This is a genomic window from Bulleidia sp. HCP3S3_C9 (assembly GCF_052064035.1).
Taxonomy (GTDB): domain Bacteria; phylum Bacillota_I; class Bacilli_A; order Erysipelotrichales; family Erysipelotrichaceae; genus Bulleidia.
The window spans coordinates 1-20,362 of record NZ_JBQHWJ010000010.1; the positions used below are offsets into that span (position 1 = coordinate 1).

Consider the following 20,362-nt stretch of genomic DNA (forward strand, 5'->3'; position numbering starts at 1 on the left):
CTTGTATTAAGGCAACTTCCTAATACTCTTGTTTTTATTACCAATAACAAGTATATCTCGGATGATCCTCGCTGCTACAAGTTATTGGGAGGTCATTTCATATTGTCTATTTCTATTCCGCTTCAACGATTCGTTCTGCTCTTGAAAGAGCCATCTCTTCTGTCAGTGAAAATATCGCCTGTTATTCTTCTGATCCTGTCTCTGACTTTACAAGAAACAGAAAGCTCAGCTGTTCCAATCTTATTTACTACATTCTTCATCTATCAAGCAAGACAATTCAGTTAGATATGATGAATTATTCTTCTGACGTCGATGACTTGCCGTCTGCTTCTGCCTTCTCTCAGCAGCGCTGCAAGTGCAGACCGGAAGCCTTTAAAAGAGTGTTTTCGCTGTTCACTTCTTACTTTACAAACTATAAGACATACAATGGCTACTATCTTCTTGCATGCGATGGTTCTGATATCAACATCTCTCACAATCCAAAGGACAAGACGACATATCATATCAATACATCTGCGACCAGAGGATACAATCAGCTCCATCTCAATGCACTTTATGATGTACTGAACGGTATCTATGCAGATGTGAATATTGATACAGCTGCCAAGACACATGAATGCGATGCACTTGAAAAAATGATTGAAAATCGTCAGTATCCAGTGGATTCGATCATCATATGTGACCGTGGATATGAAAAATACAATCTGATGGCGTGCTGCATAGAAAAGCATCAGAAATTCATTATCCGTGTAAAGGATATTCACAGTAACGGAATTCTTTCAACGATTCATCTTGATGATACTGCTTTTGATACGAATATTACTAAGAGTAACATATCTTCAGACAAACGAAACAAAGGACAATGAACTGTATACGATTCTTGTAAATGAAAGTGCGCCTTTTGATTATCTTACAGCTGATCATGACTGGTATGAAATGAATGTTAGAGTAGTACGGTTTAAAATCACTGAAGATACATATGAATGTCTTCTGACAAATCTGACAGAAGATGAAATGTCATTTGAGGAATTCAAAGAAATCTATCATTTGAGATGGGGTATTGAGACTTCTTTCAGAGATCTGAAATATACAGTCGGACTGCTGTATTTTCATTCTTCGGATCAGAAGCTTATCCGTCAGGAAATCTATGCCTCTCTGACACTGTTCAATTTCAGCAGAATCATTGTAAATAACATTCCTCCATCACAGAAAGCAGAATGGAAATGGCATTACAAGGTCAATTTCAAAACTGCAGTAACAAATATCCGTCTGTATCTTGATGGAAAGATAAATGAAGAGGAAGTGGCGAAAAGAATAAAAAAATTCCTGACCCCGATAAGGCCAGGAAGAAAATACAGTCGCAATGTGAAGCCACAGTCCTGCAAGACATCTTCATACTATGCGGCATAACGGAGATTAACTCCGTTAATAAGGTAAAACATAATGGCAGAAAATACAATCTTTTGAAGAGATATTTTTGTCATGTCTGAAACTGTTCGAACAAACAGTAAAATAACAAAACCAGGAATAACAATCTGATTGAAAGACTGTTCCATTCCTGGTTTTAGTGTTTTCTGTAGAGATTACCAATGATCATCAGTGCTTAACTTAATGACATTGGATGAAAGCGTTGCTTTTCTTCGTGCTTGCCACAAAGCGAAAGCTAATATTTTCGCATAAATAAGCTATATTTAATTATTCTATCATGGTATAATATATGTAGTAAGTGAGTCATATTTTATGCCAAAAGCACGTAAAAAAATGAATTCTGAGTTTGAACCTTCACCTGTCAAAAGCGTGTTTTTGTTTGGAAAACCAAACAAAGGAAAACTTGACTTGCTTTGGCAGATGGAACACAAATATGTTGAACTGATCAACTTCAATATCGAGGCTTTGATGGCTGTTCCAGATATTCATGTACAACTTATCAAGAACGATAAGAAGGATTCTTACGTTCGCCAGCTTCAAAAACAGTTACGGCCAAAAGACATCAATTCTGCATTCTGTCAGAATGCATTTGATGCGTCTTTTACAAAACTGTCAAACAGGCTGGATGCAGTACGTCTGGAAATGTTCAAGACAATTGATTCCATCTTCTGCCAGTCCAAGGTGCTGTTTGGCTTGTGCCTTGATGGTGTGGCCAAAGATGAAATGACTGCCTGCCTGAACAAAGTTGTCAATGCTGTACGAAACAAGAAAGACACGGCTTTCTATCAGAACTGCATTGCACAGCTGCAGAACATGTCTGCTGATGAGTTTGATGCACAAATGATGGAATTTCATGAGTTGTACGATATGGTTTCCATTCAGTTTAAAACACCACATGTAAAGAGCGAAGCGATTCCTTTTGACAGTCGATTAATGAGAATTGAGCCTTCTACAGATACAGTAATGCCATATGTCATTACATTGACAAATCCTTTTGTAAAAGGTAATCGTATTTCGATTCCGATCAATACAAGCAGGCATTCGCTGCATAAGATTCAAGCTAACAGGATGGCTGCTACGGTAACAGTCAAGCCGGAAGGTACAAAAGTCCGTATTGGATGGTCTTATGCAAAATCATTCAGGAAGCCTGATACAGCCGTCTGTATGGGAGTAGATACAGGAATCAAGGATTCGTTCTTTCTGTCTGATGGACGTTCCATCGGATCCATGAAAGAAGTCATTGATTACTACCATCATGATGTTGAACCAGCATTTGCACAGTTAAGCAGCCTGCGTAACAAGAAAAGGAACATCAGCTATTATGTGCGTCACCATAAGAACCTTCCTTTGGATGTGAGACGTTCTCTCATTCAGAAGATGGACAACCTGGAACACATGATACGCACAGCAGATGCACCGTATCGCAAGAAGCGTGCCTACTACAATATGCTGAATCATGAAATCATCCATGATGTAAAGACATATATGTCATGTATCACACATGATACTTTGACTGTGCTTGAACTGCTTGATATCAAGGAATTTAACAAGTCTCGCAAGTTGAATGGAGACTTGTCTGCATTCGCACGTGGCAGACTGCAGCAGAAGCTCATGTCTGAACTCAACTGGTATGGATATGACTATGTAGAAGTACCACCAGATTTTACAAGTCAGACATGCCCGATCTGCAGCTATCGTAATGCAGAAAACCGCAGCACAGTGAACAGTAAGCTCTTCAGATGTGGTTGCTGTGGCTATGAAGATGATGCTGACCACGTTGGTGCAGTAAACATCAGAAACCGTGCGAAAGATAAGGAACTTCTTAAACTCTGCAAGGATGCAAAGAACCACAAAGAAATGCAATCCAGACTGATCAGGCTTCTGGATAACAGGCATCTTGAATGGCAGATGAAGCAATTAACAACACCGATTCTGCAGGAAACAGGAAACGTTGTTTCCGTTCTGTAGAACATATGAACTACCGCCTTCTGTGCATGGCATGTCCATGTATGGGATGTAATAAGAAGATATATGCTGATTCATAGCTCTTCGAACTATATGATTGAGTATATTTTCAAATTATCGGCTTGAAGCCAAGCATTTTGATGCTCGGCCATTCAATGATCGAGTAGTTCACGATTAGCTGCATCGAGTGGATATGGTGTTGCGAGTAAAATCCAAGGTTTTGTTATGCTGATTCCTGGTTCTTTGATGCAGTCAATGTCATCTTTCGTATCTCAGAATGTTGGCGCAGGCAAAGAAAAAAGAGCATTTCGTGCTATGCTGACGGGTATTGGCATTGGTGCTGTTGTTGGTGTATTTGTATTTATTGGTGTTGTATTTTATGGTGATGTATTGGCAGGTATCTTCACAAATGATGCTGCTGTAGTACAAGAAGCATTTAATTACTTAAGAGGATTTGCATTGGAAGCAATTGTTACTGCAGTATTGTTTAGCTTTATGGGGTATTACAATGGTCACGCAAGAACGTTCTGGGTTATGATCCAGGGACTGGCACAGACATTCATTGTACGTTTGCCTATGGCATATATTATGACAATGCAGCCAGATGCAAGCTTGTTTAAGATTGCATTATCTGCGCCTTCAGCAACGATCTTTGGTATTGTATTGAATGTTGTATACTACTTCCACTATCGTAAGCAGCTGCCAGTAACAGAAGAATAGTATAGACATTAAAAACGATTATACTGGTTCTACTTCCTGAATGAATTCATTTTCTTTCAACAATGCAAACCATAGTTTAGCACCATCCTGGCTGTCTTCTAAATCTTCCAGTTTGACGCCAAGAAAACCTTTCTTTTCAAGAATTGCCTTATTTAACAGTCTTGCTGGTTCATCTTTCATGGAATAAATATATGGTTCTTTTGGTGTATCTTCTCCATAACATGCAATATCTGGATCTAATGAGAATATTGCATAGTATGTTGTGGATTGATAGCAGTTGCGAAGAACCATTTCTTTTGCATTATCTAACATGTTGGAAAAGATATGTTGTTGTCTGTAGCGTTTTGTAACATATGCATTATGAAAGAAGCATGCTTCACCATCAATTTCATCTGTATTATTAGATTTACATAATGGATATGGGTAATCAGGGAACATCATTTTACAAAGTGTATAGTGCTGTAAAAAAGACCAGTCTGAATCTAAGGATAATTCATCAAAGATGTCATTAGAATGCAAGACATCATGCATCGTTCCGTGAGAAAACGCCATATCTGCGATGATTTGTTCTTCATCATAGACAAGAATCAAACCTTGTTCTAAGACTTCAAAGGAATTCTCTACAACACGAGGATATGTGAATGTCAGATAGAAATAATCATCGATCTGCTCAACATAGCACTCTTCTGGGAAGAGTTCATAACGTTGTTGAAGTTGCTGGTATGTTGGTTGAATATAATTTTTCAACATTTCATATGCTTTATCAAAATAGTGTTTTGTTAATGTATCCATGTGAATATCATAACAGAAATTGGAGTATACTGAATGAGAAAGAAGGTAGTTATTTATGAAACCTGTGATTGGAATATTGGCGCATCCGCCATATACACATGTAGAAAATAAATTTAATCAAATCTCCTGCAACTATACAAATTCTGTTTATGATGCTGGAGGATTACCTTTCATCATTCCTCAGATTGATGATCCTGCATTGATTCAGGAATATGCTGAACAGATTGATGGTTTATTGATTCCTGGTGGAATTGATGTGAATCCTTTGATGTATCATGAAAATCCTTTACCAAAACTTGGAAAAGTGGATAAAACATTTGATGAATGGCAATTACATTTCTTAGAAGCTTTTGTGGAAACAAGAAAACCAGTTCTTGGTATTTGTAGAGGCGTACAGATCATGAATGTATTCTTTGGTGGTACATTGTGGCAGGATCTGTCAAATCGTGAGAATACGTTCTTGCATTCACAGACAGAAGCAAGAGATGAAGTATCACATCGTGTAACGATAGAAAAGGATTCAAAACTATATGCATTGTTTGGAAAAGAATTGTATGTGAATTCTTTCCATCATCAGGCATTAAAAGAAGTAGCGAAGAATCTGAAAGTAACAGCATATGCAGATGATGGTGTTGTAGAAGCAGTGGAAGATCCTGCATATCCATATCTTGTAGGTGTACAGTGGCATCCTGAAGGATTTGTGTATACAGATCATAGTATGTCTTGCTTATTTAAAGATTTTGTAAGTACGTGTCAAAAAGATTAGGGTTACATTTTTGAAATAGTAAATTCTATTTTGTACGAAAGTGGAATTTAACTTTTCAGTTCAGCAGAAACTTTCTAACTTGCAGGAAGGGGATATCATTACATTTACGGATGCTGTAGGAAATGAATTTACATACAGTGTTGCCGGGATTGAAATATTACAGCCTGAAGAAGTAGATGATATGACAAGTGGACAGTGGCCTTTGACATTGTTTACATGTACATATGGTGGTGCTAGTAGAGTGACAGTGAGATGCAGGAAAAACACTGAATAATTGTGTTTATAAATTACATATTGCATAGAGAGGGATATTTTCCATCCAGTCTTGGTCAATGTATTTTCTAGTTGAGAAACGGATTGCTTTTTCTGGATGGAATTTATCACAATATGCTTTTAGACTTTGTGATTTGATATTTCCTTCAGCTTTGACTTCAATTGGAATAACATTTTTCCCTCTTTGAATTAGAAAATCTTGTTCAAATGTTGATTTATCTGTTCCATAGTAATATGGAGTATATTTTGTATCTGCAATGATTTGTTGAAGAACGTATTGTTCTGTTAATGCTCCTTTAAATTCAATGAAAATATCATTGCCTTCAAGGATGGATGCAGCATCTAATTCACTCAGTGCTCCAAGCAAACCAATATCAAGCATAAATAATTTATAAATATTCATGTTTGTGTATGCCTTTAAAGGTACATGTGGTTCATTGACACGATTGACTTTATGAACAAGTCCACTATCAACCAGCCATTGTATTGCTAATTCATACTCACTGCTTCTTGCACCTTTTTTGATTTGTCCAAAGAAGAATTTCTTATTTTCTTTAGAAAGCTGCATTGGAATGGAATTCCATACTTGACGGATTCTTTCAAGAGAGTGATTGTCTGCGTGTTTTCCAAAGTCTCCTTCATATTGACGGATGATATTTGTTTGGATATTTCGTACTTCTTGATAATCTTTGTGTAATCGAAATTCATTGACAACTTCTGGCATTCCTCCAACGTAGTAATAATTCTTTAGCCAGAATAAATACTTGTCCTGAAAGTTATCAATGATGGTATAGTCTTTTGTTTCTAATACATTCGCAAGATTTTCTTCATCCATTGCGTATAAAAATTCTCGGAAATTCAGAGGATATAAGTCTAATAGCTCAACTTTTCCAACAGGATAGGATACACCATTATGAATAGCAACACCTAAGAGTGATCCAGCAGCTACAACAGCGTAATCTTTTGCTTCTTCACAAAAATATTTCAATGATTCTAATGCTTTTTTAGATTCCTGAATTTCATCAAAAATAATTAAAGTGTCATTCGGTGTGATTGTGATTCCAGATTCAATATTTAAACTCATTAAAATACGTTCAATATTAAAATCTTCTTGAAAAACATCATCCATACGTTTGTTGTTGTAAAAGGAAATATAGGCTATTTTTTCGAAATTTGTTTTTCCAAATTCTTTCATCAGCCATGTTTTTCCTGTTTGTCGAGCACCCATAATAAGCAATGGCTTTCTATTTTCTTTACTTTTCCATGTGATTAATTGTTTCATCGCTGATCTATACATAAATTTGCCTCACTTTTAAACATTATATCACACTTTTTCTGACCTGATTTTCATACAAACTTACACTTTTTCTGACCTGTTTTAGTCTGTAGACCACACTTTTTCCGACCTCAATAAAAAACCACAAGTTTAATATGCTTGCGGTTTCGTCTTATTTTGTAATGAAATGTTGTAATAACGTGAATGTATGCATAACACCATCTACATGGCTTCTTTCATAGTTGTGAGATGCGTATACACCAGGTCCAATCAGACCATGTCGAATATCATATCCAGCTCTGAGTGTTGTTTCTACATCGCTTCCATAGTGTGGATATACATCGATTGCGTAGTCAATATTGTATTCTTTACAGATATCATGTAATTCAGTAATCAAATCATAGTTGTATGGACCGCCAGAATCCTTTGCACAGATAGATACCATTCTTTCTGTACATCCAAGATCTGCACCAACACATCCCATATCTACAGATAACATATCTTCTGTATCGCTTGGAACATTGCTTCCACCATATCCAACTTCTTCCAGGCAAGTGAAGATGAGTGTGACTTTACGGTTTAATGTAATGTTTTCATCTTTCACCCATTGTGCAATACTTAATAGAATTGCGGCAGAGAGTTTATCATCTAAGAATCTGGATTTGATATATCCACTTTCAGTGACTGTTGTTTTAGGATCCATTGCGATGATATCGCCTGTTTCAATGCCTAACTTTAAAACGTCTTCTTTAGAAGAAATATTCTCATCTAGTAAGATTTCCATATTTTCTTCTTTTGTTTCCACTTTCTGATCAGCAACATGTGCACTTGGTTCCTTGTTCAATACAACACCAGTGTACATTTTTCCACTTCTAGTGAATACCATGCAGTTTTCACCATCTGCAGTAGACCATTGATGACCACCAAGCGTTGTTGGCTTGAGTCTTCCGTTTGCCTTGATACTTCTAACCATAGCACCAAGTGTATCAACGTGTGCAGCTAGAACGAGTGGATTTCCTTCACCGCCAATTGTACATTCAACGTTTCCTTTTCTTGTGATTCTTGCTTCATACCCCATGTCATCTAATGTTTCTTTGACATATTTTGCGGCTTTTGCGGTATAACCGCTTGGAGAAGCAATCGCTGTGAGCTTGTAAAGCTGATCACAGATCTGTTTTGCATAATTGTTCATTTGTTTTTGTACCTCACTACGAATCTATTGTAAAGCAAATACTATTTAGTTCAATGGTTTCAAAGAATATTGTGAAAATCATAATTGGCAAGTGAAAAATGAGTGGAATTTTATTAAAATTGAAATAGATTAGATGGAGAATGTTATGGAAAGAATGATTGAAGTATGTTGTGGAAGTTATGAAGATTGTATTGCTGCTGACAAAGGTGGCGCAAAAAGAGTGGAATTAAATAGTGCATTGAGTGTTGGTGGTTTAACACCTACACTGGCAACACTGAAAAGAGTGAAAAGAGATACGGATTTGAAAGTCATCTGTATGGATCGTCCTAGAGCTGCTGGATTTGCATATTCATTTAGTGAATTTGAAACAATGATGGAAGATGCAGAAGTGATGCTTGAAAATGGTGCAGATGGAATTGCGTTTGGTTTTTTAACAGAAGAAGGAAACATTTGTCTGCCATATGTGGAAAAGATGGTGGATTTGATCCATTCCTACGGGAAAGAAGCAGTATTCCATAGAGCATTTGATGTTACACCTGATCCATTCCAGTCCATGGAAATATTGATTGATCTAGGTGTGGATCGTGTATTAACAAGTGGACAAAAAGCAAAAGCAATGGAAGGAATGGATTTAATCAAGCTGCTGCAGAGCCAATATGGAAGTCAAATGGAAATACTTGCGGGTTCAGGAATGAATGCTGGAAATGCAATGGAAATGATTGAAACAACAGGTATTTCACAGGTGCATTCTTCCTGCAAGAATTACAGTAATGATCCAACAACAAGCAGTGAATTTGTAACATATGCATATTTATCTGCACCGCATGAAAATGATTATGATGTTGTAGATGAAGCACTTGTAAAAAAACTTGTTGGAGCTGTGCAATGAAAATTGTTTGTGCCCTGGATTCGTTTAAAGGATCTTTAACATCTTTGCAGGCAGCCAATGCAATCAAAGAAGGCATTGGTAAAAATCATGAAGTAATTATCAAACCACTGGCAGATGGTGGGGAAGGCACAGTAGATGCATTGTGTGAATGTATGCATGCAAAGAAAAGAACCATTCCAGTGACAGGTCCATTTCTTGAAAAAGTGAATGCAGCGTATGGAATGACAGAAGATAATATCGCAATCATTGAGATGTGCAGTGCTGCAGGTATTACACTTGTAAAAAAAGAACAGCTTGACCCATATTGTGCAACGACATTTGGTGTTGGAGAAATCATTCAAGATGCATGCAATCATGGCTGTAGAAAGTTTTTGATTGGTATTGGTGGTTCGTGTACGAATGATGGTGGTGTTGGAATGCTGCAGGCACTGGGATATCATTTTCTTGATCAGAATGCAAAAGAAGTTTGCTTTGGCGCAAAAGGATTAAAAGATATTATCAGTATCGATGATACTTATGTAGATTCTAGAATCAAAGAATGTTCATTTTTTATCTTGAGTGATGTGAAAAATCCATTGTGTGGAAAACAAGGTGCTTCGTATATCTTTGGTCCACAGAAGGGTGCAGATCAAGCTATGATAGAAGAAATGGATGCATGGATGGCGCATTTCGCATCCATTGTAAAAGATAAGTATTGTGAAGCAGATCATAACTATCCAGGCAGTGGTGCTGCGGGTGGCCTTGGGTATGCGTTGCATACGTTTCTGCATGGTGAAATGAAGCGTGGTATTTCTTTTGTGCTAGAAGAAATTCAATTAGAAAAAGCAATCCAGGAGGCAGATCTCATCATTACTGGAGAAGGAAAAATAGACGCACAGACGGCGATGGGAAAGGCACCTCTTGGTGTAGCGCAGCTTGCAAAAAAATATCAGAAGCCTGTCATTGCGTTTTGTGGATGTGTTGGGAAAGATGCAGAAGCATGTAATGAAAATGGTATTGATGCATTCTTTTCCATTCAACAAGGTGCTTGTTCAATTAAAGAAGCAATGGATACAGATTGTGCATACCAGAATTTAAAAAGTACTTCAAAACAAGTGATACGTCTAATAGAAAAACTGCATAAATATGCGTAAAAGATCAATTTATTTGATCTTTTTTCTATGTGTAAGCGTTAGCATTTTGAATTGCTCTATTTTTAAATGAATAGAAATGATACTATTTAATGCGCGGAGGGGAAATATGAGTTTCATATTATTTATTTTGGGATTAGCACCGATTATCTGGCTTGCTTTTGCGTTGCTGAAAATGAAGTGGCCAACATTTAAAGCGGCAATTGGTTCATTTCTGATTTCTGTGATACTAGCTGTTCTTGTGTGGCATCTGCCTGTGATTGATACAGCTACTGCAGCATTAGAAGGAACATTGATGGCAATCTGGCCAATTATTATTGTTATTATTGCGGCAGTATTTACATATCGTTTATCATTGAGAACTGGTGGAATGGATGTTATCAAATCTATGATTACATCTTTCTCAACAGATAAACGTGTACTTGTTTTATTGATTGCATGGTGTTTTGGTGGATTTATGGAAGGCATGGCTGGTTTTGGTACTGCAGTTGCAATTCCTGCCAGTATGCTTGTGTCATTGGGATTTGATCCTTTGTTTTCATGCCTTGTATGTTTGATTGCAAATGGTACACCAACTGCATTTGGATCTATTGGTATTCCAACAGTGACTTTAGCGAATTTATTATCTTTAGAAAATACATCATTGTCATTTATGACAGCTTTACAATTAACACCATTTATTATTCTTTCACCAATTTTAATGGTGATGATTACAGGGAATGGAATCAAAGGATTGAAGGGTGTATTACCAATTACACTCATGAGTGGGATTGCATTTGTGATTCCTGAAATATTGATTGGTAAATTTGTTGGTGCTGAACTTGCGGTCGTTGTTGGATCTGTTGTTTCTTTAGCAGTTACAATTCTGATGGCAAAGAGTGTAAAAAAAGATCCTGCGTATGAAGTTGCCATTGAAACACAAGAAAAGTTTGATGGCAAAAAGGCACTATTAGCTTGGTCACCATTTATCATGATCTTCGTATTCCTTTTACTTACAAGTAAACTTGTTTCCCCAGTGAATACATTCTTGGCACAGTTTGCGACATCTCTAACAATCTTTACAGGGGAAAATCCTAATACAATTACATTTGCCTGGATCAATACACCAGGTGTGTGGATTTTCTTATCCGCAATGATTGGCGGTCTTCTACAAGGTGCAAAGATGGAAGACTTTGTGATTGTGTTGAAAGAAACATTTGTACAGATGAAAGAAACAATGATTACTATGATTTCTGTGCTGGCATGTGCAAAAATCATGGGATATTCTGGAATGATTTCTTCCATTGCATCTTTTGCGATTGGAACAACAGGAAGCTTCTATCCATTATTTGCACCATGGATTGGTGGACTTGGTACATTTGTGACGGGTTCTGGTACAAATTCTGGTGTGCTGTTTGGTGCAGTACAGAGCAGTGCAGCCAATACATTGCAGATTGACCCATACTGGATGGTTTCTTTGAACTCATTAGGCGTTGCGGCAGGAAAAATGCTATCTCCACAGTCACTTGCGATTGCATTATCTTCTGTGAATGCAAAGGGAGAAGATGCAAAATTAATGGCTAGAGTTATGCCGTATGGATTACTCTTCTTGGTACTGATGAGTATTCTTGGATTTGTGGGAGCACAGATATTCTGAAAAAGTTGGAACTTTGTTCCATCTTTTTTTATGGATTATTGTAACTGCTTACATTAAAATGAAAGTGGTGTGTAAGGAGACAAATTATGGATTATTCAACATTGAAAGATTTTCCTCAAGGATTTTTGTGGGGAGGTTCTTCTAGTGCTTATCAGTGTGAAGGGGCATGGGATGAAGATGGAAAATCACCATCTGTATCCGATACAGCTGCCATTCCTGAAGGTACAACAGATTTTAAAGTAGCGATTGATCATTATCATCGTTATAAAGAAGATATTGCTTTGATGGCTGAAATGGGATTTAATGAATTCAGATTTTCAATTGCATGGCCTCGTATCATTCCTAGTGGGGATGGTGAAGTCAATGAAGTCGCAGTGAAGCATTATCATGATGTCATTGATGAATGTCATAAATATGGTATTGAACCAGTTGTTACGCTATATCATTTTGATTTACCGCAGTGCCTGCAGGATCGTTATGGTGGATGGGCTGATCGTAAGTGTATCGATGCATTTCTTAAGTACTGCAAAGTCTGCTTTGAAGAATATGGCAAGAAAGTAAAGTATTTCTTAACAATCAACGAACAGAACATGATGGTTCTATACCAGGGTCATCGTGACTATAAGGATGAAAAAACAATCTGGCAGGCAAATCATCACATGTTACTGGCACAATCATTAGCAATGCAGGAATGCCATAAAATGTGTGATGCTAAAATTGGACCTGCACCAAACATTACAGCAATCTATCCAGCAACTTCTTCTCCAGAAGATAATTTAGCAGCAATGGATTTTGATCAGTTACGTAATCGTCTGTTCCTGGATCCAGCTTGCTTTGGTACATATCCAGAAGCATTGATGAGATGGTTTACAGACCGTGGTGTTGCTCCTGCTATTGAAGAGGGTGACATGGAGATCTTAAAGAATGGTCATCCAGACTTTATCGCATTCAACTATTATGGTGCTGGATGTGTAAAGTATGTTTCCAAAGAAGATGGTGAAAAGGCAATTGCAGAAGCAAAGGAAAAGAAAGACTTTATGACAGGTCTAATGACATATCCTGGTCTATGCATGGCAGTAAACAATCCTCTGCAGGAATCTACATCTTATGGTATGGGAATTGACCCGGTTGGTTTACGTATTACATTAAGACAGCTTTGGGAAAGATATCATTTACCACTGATCATTACTGAAAATGGCTGTGGTGTGCCAGATACATTAGAAGATGGCAAGGTACATGATGATTATCGTATTGATTATTTGAGAAGACATATTGAAGCTTGCAGAGAAGCAATCAATGATGGTGTTGATTTATTTGGATATTCTCCATGGTCAGCATTTGACCTCATTTCAACACATCAGGGTATTACAAAGAGATATGGATTTATCTATGTTGATCGTGACGAATTTGATCTGAAAGATATGAAGAGAATCAAGAAAGATTCATTCTACTGGTATCAGAAAGTCTGCAAGAGTAATGGTGCAGATTTAGACTAATTAAGGAAAAGAAAAGGAGAGTAAGAACATGAGTTTTCCAAAAGGTTTTTTATGGGGTGGCGCTACAGCTGCCAATCAGTATGAAGGTGGTTATCTAAGCGGTGGTAAAGGTCTTGCCGTTGCGGATACTTTAACAGGCGGTGATGGTATCCACGGTATTCCAAGAAAGTTTATCGTTGAAATGCCAGATGGTACAAGAAGAGAAATTGGGAATAGAGACGAAGTTCCTGCAGGTGCAAAGGCAATTGTAGATCCAGATACATATTACCCAAGCCATGAAGCTACTGACTTCTATCATCATTGGAAGGAAGATATTGCATTATTTGCAGAAATGGGATGCAATGTTTACCGTTTATCTATCAACTGGACTAGAATCTTCCCTAATGGTGATGATGAAACACCAAATGAAGAAGGTCTACAGTTCTATGAAGATGTATTTAAAGAATGTCATAAGTATGGTATTGAACCATTAGTTACGATTTATCACTTTGATATGCCTCTTCATTTAGCAAATGAATATGATGGTATGGTTTCTAGACATACACTTGAAGCATTCAAGAGATATGTTGAAGTTATTTTCAAGCGTTATAAGGGACTTGTTCATTACTGGCTGACAATCAATGAAATCAACATCAATACAAACTTCATGATGAATGGTGTTCATGAACATATTTCCAACAAGCAGAACGCTGAACAGTGCAGATGGCACTTATTTGTAGCAAGTGCATACGCAGTTAAGATTGGTCATGAAATTGATCCAACAAACAAGATTGGTTTAATGATTGCACATGGTGCTTCATATCCATATTCCTGCAACCCAGAAGATGTATGGGCTGAATTGACAGGCGCTCATGATCAGAAGTGGTTCTATGGTGACGTTCTTGTTAGAGGTTACTACCCAGCATGGAAGGTAAAGGCTCTTGAAAGAGCAGGCATTACAATCCAGAAGGAAGAAGGAGAAGATGAATTATTGAAGGAAGGCGTTGTTGACTTCTATTCATTCTCTTACTATTCTTCTCAGGTATTTGCTGCACATCCTGAAGAACATGGTGTATCTGAAGGCAACCAGACAATGGGTGTTAAGAACCCTTATTTGAAGGCTAGTGAATGGGGCTGGACAGTTGACCCACTTGGCTTGAGAATTAACTTGAACCAGATCTGGGATAGATATCAGATTCCTATGATGGTTGTTGAAAATGGCTTAGGTGCAATTGATAAGGTTGAAGCTGATGGTTCTATCCATGATGATTACCGTATCAACTATATGAGAGATCATATCAAGGTTATGAAGGATGCGGTTGAAATTGATGGTGTTGACTTAATGGGCTATACACCTTGGGGCCATATCGATCTTGTTTCTGCTGGTACAGGTGAAATGAGAAAGAGATACGGATTCATCTATGTTGATAGAGATGATGAAGGTAATGGTAACTTTGCTAGAAGCAAGAAGGATTCCTTCTTCTACATGCAGAAAGTTTACAAGTCTAACGGTGAAGATTTAGACTAATGTATTTATCAAACAGTTCTAGTCAAATGATTGGAACTGTTTTTTTGGGTAAGTGATAAAATAATTTTAGAAACTGAGGTGTTGAATATGAACGAAATCATTCAGGCAATGAAAGAAAGAAGAAGCTGTAGAAAGTATCAGGACACAATGATTCCTAAGGAAGATCTGGAAGAAATCATTGAAGCAGGTTTGTATGCAGCAAGCGGTATGGGGAAACAGTCTCCTATCATTGTTGCGGTTACAAACAAAGAAGTAAGAGATGAATTGTCTAAGATGAATGCATCTGCTATGGGAAGTGAGAATGATCCTTTCTATGGTGCTCCTGTAGTATTGATCGTATTGGCAGATAAATCTGTTCGAACAGAAGTGTATGATGGATCATTGGTGATGGGAAATCTAATGCTTGCAGCAGATGCTAAGGGAATTGGTTCTTGCTGGATTCATCGAGCTAAAGAAGAATTTGAAAGTGAAGAAGGAAAAGCTTTGTTGAAGAAGCTTGGTATCGAAGGTGACTATGAAGGAATTGGTCATTGTGTATTAGGCTATCGTGCGAATGAAAAACCTGTACCTGCTCCACGGAAAGAAAATCGTGTGTTCTGGTGTGAATGAAGTGTTAAGGACATGTTAATAACATGTTCTTTTTTGAAATATTATTCCGAAATATAACGACACAATTCGATGAGGATAAATAAATGTTAGAATAAATGCAAAGAAGGTGCTTGTATGGAAAATTCAGTTTTGATTGATCGGTATCGTAAATGGGTAATTCAAAGAGGAACAGAAACATTTCCTGTAACGGAAAATGAAGAAGGAAATTTAGAGATTGAATCGAAATTTGCATTGGGACGCGTGAATTTCTATGAAGATGATATTGTTGAACTCAGAATTGATATGATTCGTGATAATACAACAGAGTTCTTTCTGCACTTTCAATTGAAGGATTTGAAACGTGCACAAGATCTTTATGTTGAAATGGAAGAAGCAATGCGCAGCTTGAAGGATTGTCAGGTTGTACATATTGTATTGTCTTGTACTAGTGGACTGACAACTTCTTATTATGCGGAATTATTGAATGCGGCATCGAAGACTTTAAATCTGAATTATGAATTTCAAGCAGTTTCTTATAATCGCCTAGAATCGGAAATGCATGGCAAAGACATGTTGCTGCTGGCACCTCAGGTGCATTTTGAGAGAAAGAAACTGCAGGAAAAATATCCAAACGTTCTTGTTAGAAATATTCCAGCACAGACATTTGGAAAATATGATACAGGAACTTTGATTGAAATGATTAAAGGAGAACTGCAAGACGAGAACGCTTTAAAAACGCCAAAAGCAGTACGAACACAGGCGTTCTTTAAAACAAATAAAAAAGTACTTGTTGCAGGATACATTCAAAGTGAAAACGAAAATCATATTATTTATCGGTATTATCATAATGGCAATATTATGTGCAGTGGAGAAATTGTGTGTGAAGAAGGCTCAGTTGAAGAATTCACACAGGTTCTTGATCCACTTGTTGAAAAATATCCTGAAATTGAAATCATTGGCTTAAGTCTGCAGGGCTCCATTGAAGATGGTGTTGTATTTTTACCAAATCATCCAATGCATATGGTAAATGTCAGAGAACAATTAACAGAGAAATATCATCGCCCTGTTGTACCATTTAATGATGCAAATATGATTGTAACGGGTATCTACTGGCTGGAAGATCGTTATCGTTCTATTATCTTGTATTTCTTACCTGAGAATTCAAATGCGGCTGGCTGTGGAATTGTTGTGAGTGGGCATTTGATTCGTGGCAGACAGCACGTTGCAGGGGAAGTAAAATATACACAGAAAGTTCTGAATTTATCTGAATCATATGATGAACTGATGAAAAGTGAAGAAGGATGTGCGGAAATTATTGGAAAAACATTGGTGACAATGACAGCGACAATTGGTCCAGAAGCTATTTTTGTGTATTGTGAACATACAGATCTTGAACATATTCAGAGTGTGATGCTGGAAAGTATGGAAGAAAGATTTATTCCACCACTGCATCAATTGCATGATATTAAGGAATATATGATGACAGGAACATTCTTGAGATGTATCTGGAGAATGGATGATTTAAAGAGAAAAGAATTTGGTTTAACACATAATCCATATTTATAATCATTTTATAATTGTTTCTTTCAATCTGTGAATAGATTTTTATTGAAACTGTGGTAATATGAAAGCTCGGAAACAGGAGTGAATATAGTATGGAAGCAAGTGAGCGTAAAAGAAAAATTATGGATGCGACAATGAGAATCGTAGCGGAAAAGGGACTGGAATCTTTTGCGGTATTGCAGGCAGCAAAACTTGCTCATGTAAATGAAGCTCTTGTATATAGAGATTTTGGGACAAAAGAGAATTTATTGTTTGAATGCTATAATCTTGTCGCAAATGAAGTAGCTGGTTTATATGATGATGCACCAGAACCTACATTGTGTGATGACGAAAAAATGTTTGAACAGTTTCATGAAATGTGGATTGCCTACTTTACGTTTTTAATCAAGAATGATTATAAAACTCTGTATTATCAAAGTTATCGTGATTCGGAACATATTAAGACATATGTTCAAAAAGAAGCAGAGGGGAAAACGGCAGACTTTACTGGTCTGATCCATGTAGTTGAACCTGTGATGAAAGCATTTCCTCTTCCTGAAGGAATGTCAATGCATTATATCTGGACATATTTGATGGATATTTCTGCTGTGTTTGCGAAAAGAATCATTCGTAAAGAATTGCCGGATACAAAAGAATCCTATGAATTTATCTGGAATTTAATGGCATCTGGTTTATCTGCTTATATTAAGAAATGAATAGATCGCAATGATCTATTTTTCTTCAAAGGAATGTGTCGTTATAATGTTTGTAAAGAAAGACTGATTTTATGTGGCTTTGGTGGTTTTGGTTAATATGTGATTTATTAATTCCATTTGTAATGATTGTTGTAGGAAGAATGTCGTGGAAACATTGTCCAAAGAATATAAATAGTTTGATTGAATATAGAACAACTCGGTTAATGAAAAGTATGGATACATGGAAATTTGCTCATGAATATTGCGGAAAACTTTGGTGGAAACTAGGATGGCTAATAATGATACTAACTGCTTTGATGTATATTCCATTATACCAAAGCAATGATAACATGATTGGAATTGCAGGGGTTGTTCTTATAACAATTCAGTGTACTGTTTTGATTATATCAATTTATCCGACAGAGAAAGCTCTAAAAGAACATTTCAATGATGACGGAACACGAAAATAACTATCAATTTATCAAAAAAATGAAATCACACGTGAAATGATCTCTTCTCGTTTGAATTAGCGTCTCAGATAGGAGTCGAACCTACGACTTTTCGCTCAGGAGTTCTATGCATCATGGACTATAGTTCCTTTTATGTCTGTAGTCTTATTAGCAAATGATTAAAAAATGTTTTATAAATTGTGCTATAGATATAAATGATAAATGAAATTATAATGGGAATATATCGAAAGTGTGGCGTATTACAAATGAATGAAGTGAGTAACGAATTTTCGTTAATTCTATCTTATATGCTCAAATGGCTCAATTGGAGAAACAGTGTTTCCCCAATTCAAAAACTACGCTGTCACAGTGCAAAGAAGAATTACACCATCTTTTTAATGAAGAATAGAATCGAAAATTGGATTTGGAAACGAGGTATTATTATGAAAAATCAGAAAGAGAACAAAGAAAAACCTGTCATTGTTTTATCCTTTGATGGTACAGTCATGGATACAGAACCTGCCATTATTGCAACGTATCGTGAACTGTTTGACCGTCATCATAAGAATGAACTATTCACAAAAGAAATTCAGCTTGCAGCATTAGATGACTCTGTATATTCTGTGATGGAATATTGTTTTCCCGAAGAAGATACAAAGAGAATGGTGGATGAATATAATTCCTGGCAGAAGAATCATTTGAGTGATTTGATTCAGCCAATGCATGGAATCAAAGATCTATTGAAGTGGCTGAAGAAGCATGAGTATAAAATTGCGACAGTTTCAACACGTGAAAGAGCATCTATTGTAGATTTACTAGAACATGCACATTTGATTCAGTATTTTGATGTCATTATTGGTGGTAAGAAAAATGCACAGGCAGAAGCAAACGGTTTATTTACTGCTTTAAAGCTATTGGATGCAAAGAGCTGTGTCTATGTTTCTGACAGCTGTGCAGAAATTATGTCTGGAAAAGATGCAGGTGTTTATACTGTTGGCTTTGCGTCAAATCCTGATAAAGCAAGATCCATCGTTGAAGAACGTCCTGATTTTGCAACAGCAGATTTAATTCAGGTAAAAAAGCTTCTAAAGGGTGAACCATTGTGGCTAGAAACAACAATCAATTATCCAAATGCGGAAGAAGTAATTCATAAAGCAGAAAAGAAAGCTGCTAAGAAAAAGCAAGAAAATTAAAGAAGAAAGTCGCATGATTTTGCGACTTTTTACATACAAAAAAGCCCTTGCATAAAGGACTTTTGCATCGTGAGCGGTAGGGGACTCGAACCCATGACCCCCTCCACGTCAAGGAGGTGCTCTCCCAGCTGAGCTAACCACTCGTTTGTCTGTGTATTCTAACATAAAAATATTTTATGTGGAAGTAAAGTATGCGAAAATTAAATGCAGAGGTATTTTGAATGAAAGTTTTATTTTTGAATACAAGTGAAGAAGAAAATGGATTGCTTTCTAAAGGTATTGCATTGTGTTGTGCAAAGCTTGCGGAAGCAGAAATAGAATACGATGTTCGCTGGGTGAAAGGTGTTCATCCATGTACGAGTTGCGGGAAATGTTTGAAAAGAAGAAGATGTTTATTTGATGGTATTATCAATGAACTTCATGAGCATAGTGAGGAATTTGATGCTTTGATCATTGGCAGTGATGTGATGTACTCTGAAGCAAGTAAACAGGCAATTGAATTATTAAAGTGTTTATTTCGCAGTAACAACGAAAACTATGTTGGCAAGATTGGTGGGGTGATTCTTGCATCTAACCGTAGAAATACGGAGCATGCATATCAAGAATTGAATCGTTATTTTTCTTATAGCTGTATGCCTGTTGTGAGTGGCAGATACTGGAACACAGTGTGTGATGATGCAAAAGATACAGAAGAAATGGAAAGACTGGCACAGAATCTTTCGTGGTTATTGAAATGTATCTCTAGCGGAAAAGAACACGGGATTCAAAATCCTTGTTTTGTTGAAAAATTGGATGCTTTTATGCTTGGAAGATAATGTACAATAA

At 36.8% G+C, this 20,362-nt stretch carries 19 protein-coding genes, 1 tRNA gene and 1 pseudogene; 17 read left to right on the forward strand and 4 right to left on the reverse strand.

Annotated features, from left to right (window positions below; genetic code table 11):
• Window positions 1–287 precede the first annotated feature (287 nt).
• The 4 genes and pseudogenes from ACTND6_RS03185 to ACTND6_RS03200 all read left to right on the forward strand — a co-directional run.
• A complete protein-coding gene (locus ACTND6_RS03185) occupies window positions 288–866 on the forward strand; it encodes a transposase (RefSeq protein ID WP_441021914.1) in 579 nt (192 codons plus the stop codon).
• Window positions 808–1,410 carry a transposase gene (locus tag ACTND6_RS03190; protein ID WP_441021916.1) on the forward strand — a complete coding sequence of 201 codons (603 nt, stop codon included), beginning with the start codon at window positions 808–810 and terminating at the stop codon, window positions 1,408–1,410. Before ACTND6_RS03185 ends, ACTND6_RS03190 begins: the two co-directional genes overlap by 59 nt.
• A gap of 330 nt (window positions 1,411–1,740) precedes the next feature.
• Window positions 1,741–3,396, forward strand: a complete 1,656-nt coding sequence (locus ACTND6_RS03195) for a zinc ribbon domain-containing protein (protein WP_441021918.1) — start codon at window positions 1,741–1,743, stop codon at window positions 3,394–3,396.
• A 195-nt stretch (window positions 3,397–3,591) separates the two neighbouring features.
• A pseudogene (locus tag ACTND6_RS03200) lies at window positions 3,592–4,113 on the forward strand (MATE family efflux transporter); the annotation flags it as partial.
• A gap of 18 nt (window positions 4,114–4,131) precedes the next feature.
• On the opposite strand, the gene ACTND6_RS03205 reads toward ACTND6_RS03200, so the two are convergent.
• The gene (locus ACTND6_RS03205) at window positions 4,132–4,905 is read right to left on the reverse strand and encodes a hypothetical protein (protein ID WP_441021920.1); all 774 of its coding nucleotides are present in this window, start codon (window positions 4,903–4,905) and stop codon (window positions 4,132–4,134) included.
• A gap of 55 nt (window positions 4,906–4,960) precedes the next feature.
• On the opposite strand from ACTND6_RS03205, the gene ACTND6_RS03210 reads away from it, so the two are divergent.
• Both ACTND6_RS03210 and ACTND6_RS03215 read left to right on the forward strand, forming a co-directional pair.
• Window positions 4,961–5,671: a gamma-glutamyl-gamma-aminobutyrate hydrolase family protein gene (locus ACTND6_RS03210; RefSeq protein WP_441021922.1), complete on the forward strand. Its 711-nt coding sequence runs from the start codon at window positions 4,961–4,963 to the stop codon at window positions 5,669–5,671.
• A 40-nt stretch (window positions 5,672–5,711) separates the two neighbouring features.
• Entirely contained in the window at window positions 5,712–5,945 is a 234-nt protein-coding gene (locus tag ACTND6_RS03215; protein WP_441021924.1) for a sortase, read from the forward strand.
• Window positions 5,946–5,951: 6 nt separating this feature from the next.
• On the opposite strand, the gene ACTND6_RS03220 is transcribed toward ACTND6_RS03215, so the two are convergent.
• Both ACTND6_RS03220 and ACTND6_RS03225 read right to left on the reverse strand, forming a co-directional pair.
• A complete protein-coding gene (locus tag ACTND6_RS03220; protein WP_441021926.1) occupies window positions 5,952–7,241 on the reverse strand; it encodes an ATP-binding protein in 1,290 nt (429 codons plus the stop codon).
• A gap of 151 nt (window positions 7,242–7,392) precedes the next feature.
• Window positions 7,393–8,412: a M42 family metallopeptidase gene (locus ACTND6_RS03225; RefSeq protein ID WP_441021927.1), complete on the reverse strand. Its 1,020-nt coding sequence runs from the start codon at window positions 8,410–8,412 to the stop codon at window positions 7,393–7,395.
• A 145-nt stretch (window positions 8,413–8,557) separates the two neighbouring features.
• On the opposite strand from ACTND6_RS03225, the gene ACTND6_RS03230 reads away from it, so the two are divergent.
• The 10 genes from ACTND6_RS03230 (at window position 8,558) to ACTND6_RS03275 (ending at window position 19,537) form a co-directional block, all read left to right on the forward strand.
• Complete coding sequence (locus ACTND6_RS03230) at window positions 8,558–9,301, forward strand: copper homeostasis protein CutC (protein ID WP_441021929.1); 744 nt, start codon at window positions 8,558–8,560, stop codon at window positions 9,299–9,301.
• Window positions 9,298–10,434, forward strand: coding sequence for a glycerate kinase (locus tag ACTND6_RS03235; RefSeq protein ID WP_441021931.1), 1,137 nt, complete (start codon window positions 9,298–9,300; stop codon window positions 10,432–10,434). The genes ACTND6_RS03230 and ACTND6_RS03235 overlap by 4 nt, the downstream gene beginning before the upstream one ends.
• A 106-nt stretch (window positions 10,435–10,540) precedes the next feature.
• Window positions 10,541–12,067, forward strand: a complete 1,527-nt coding sequence (locus tag ACTND6_RS03240) for an L-lactate permease (protein ID WP_441021933.1) — start codon at window positions 10,541–10,543, stop codon at window positions 12,065–12,067.
• Between the two features lie 86 nt (window positions 12,068–12,153).
• Window positions 12,154–13,563, forward strand: coding sequence for a glycoside hydrolase family 1 protein (locus ACTND6_RS03245; protein WP_441021935.1), 1,410 nt, complete (start codon window positions 12,154–12,156; stop codon window positions 13,561–13,563).
• A gap of 28 nt (window positions 13,564–13,591) precedes the next feature.
• Window positions 13,592–15,070 carry a family 1 glycosylhydrolase gene (locus tag ACTND6_RS03250; protein ID WP_178177009.1) on the forward strand — a complete coding sequence of 493 codons (1,479 nt, stop codon included), beginning with the start codon at window positions 13,592–13,594 and terminating at the stop codon, window positions 15,068–15,070.
• An 87-nt stretch (window positions 15,071–15,157) separates the two neighbouring features.
• The gene (locus tag ACTND6_RS03255; RefSeq protein ID WP_441021937.1) at window positions 15,158–15,679 is read left to right on the forward strand and encodes a nitroreductase; all 522 of its coding nucleotides are present in this window, start codon (window positions 15,158–15,160) and stop codon (window positions 15,677–15,679) included.
• Between the two features lie 114 nt (window positions 15,680–15,793).
• Complete coding sequence (locus ACTND6_RS03260; protein ID WP_441021939.1) at window positions 15,794–17,224, forward strand: ROK family protein; 1,431 nt, start codon at window positions 15,794–15,796, stop codon at window positions 17,222–17,224.
• An 89-nt stretch (window positions 17,225–17,313) separates the two neighbouring features.
• The gene (locus tag ACTND6_RS03265; RefSeq protein ID WP_441021941.1) at window positions 17,314–17,916 is read left to right on the forward strand and encodes a TetR/AcrR family transcriptional regulator; all 603 of its coding nucleotides are present in this window, start codon (window positions 17,314–17,316) and stop codon (window positions 17,914–17,916) included.
• A gap of 71 nt (window positions 17,917–17,987) precedes the next feature.
• Window positions 17,988–18,365 (forward strand): SdpI family protein, encoded by a 378-nt coding sequence (locus ACTND6_RS03270; RefSeq protein WP_441021943.1) that lies wholly within the window; start codon window positions 17,988–17,990, stop codon window positions 18,363–18,365.
• A 422-nt stretch (window positions 18,366–18,787) separates the two neighbouring features.
• Window positions 18,788–19,537, forward strand: coding sequence for an HAD family hydrolase (locus ACTND6_RS03275; RefSeq protein WP_441021945.1), 750 nt, complete (start codon window positions 18,788–18,790; stop codon window positions 19,535–19,537).
• Window positions 19,538–19,607: 70 nt separating this feature from the next.
• On the opposite strand, the gene ACTND6_RS03280 is transcribed toward ACTND6_RS03275, so the two are convergent.
• Window positions 19,608–19,680: transfer RNA gene (locus tag ACTND6_RS03280), tRNA-Val, on the reverse strand.
• A gap of 78 nt (window positions 19,681–19,758) precedes the next feature.
• On the opposite strand from ACTND6_RS03280, the gene ACTND6_RS03285 reads away from it, so the two are divergent.
• Entirely contained in the window at window positions 19,759–20,352 is a 594-nt protein-coding gene (locus ACTND6_RS03285; RefSeq protein WP_441021947.1) for a flavodoxin family protein, read from the forward strand.
• Window positions 20,353–20,362 lie beyond the last annotated feature (10 nt).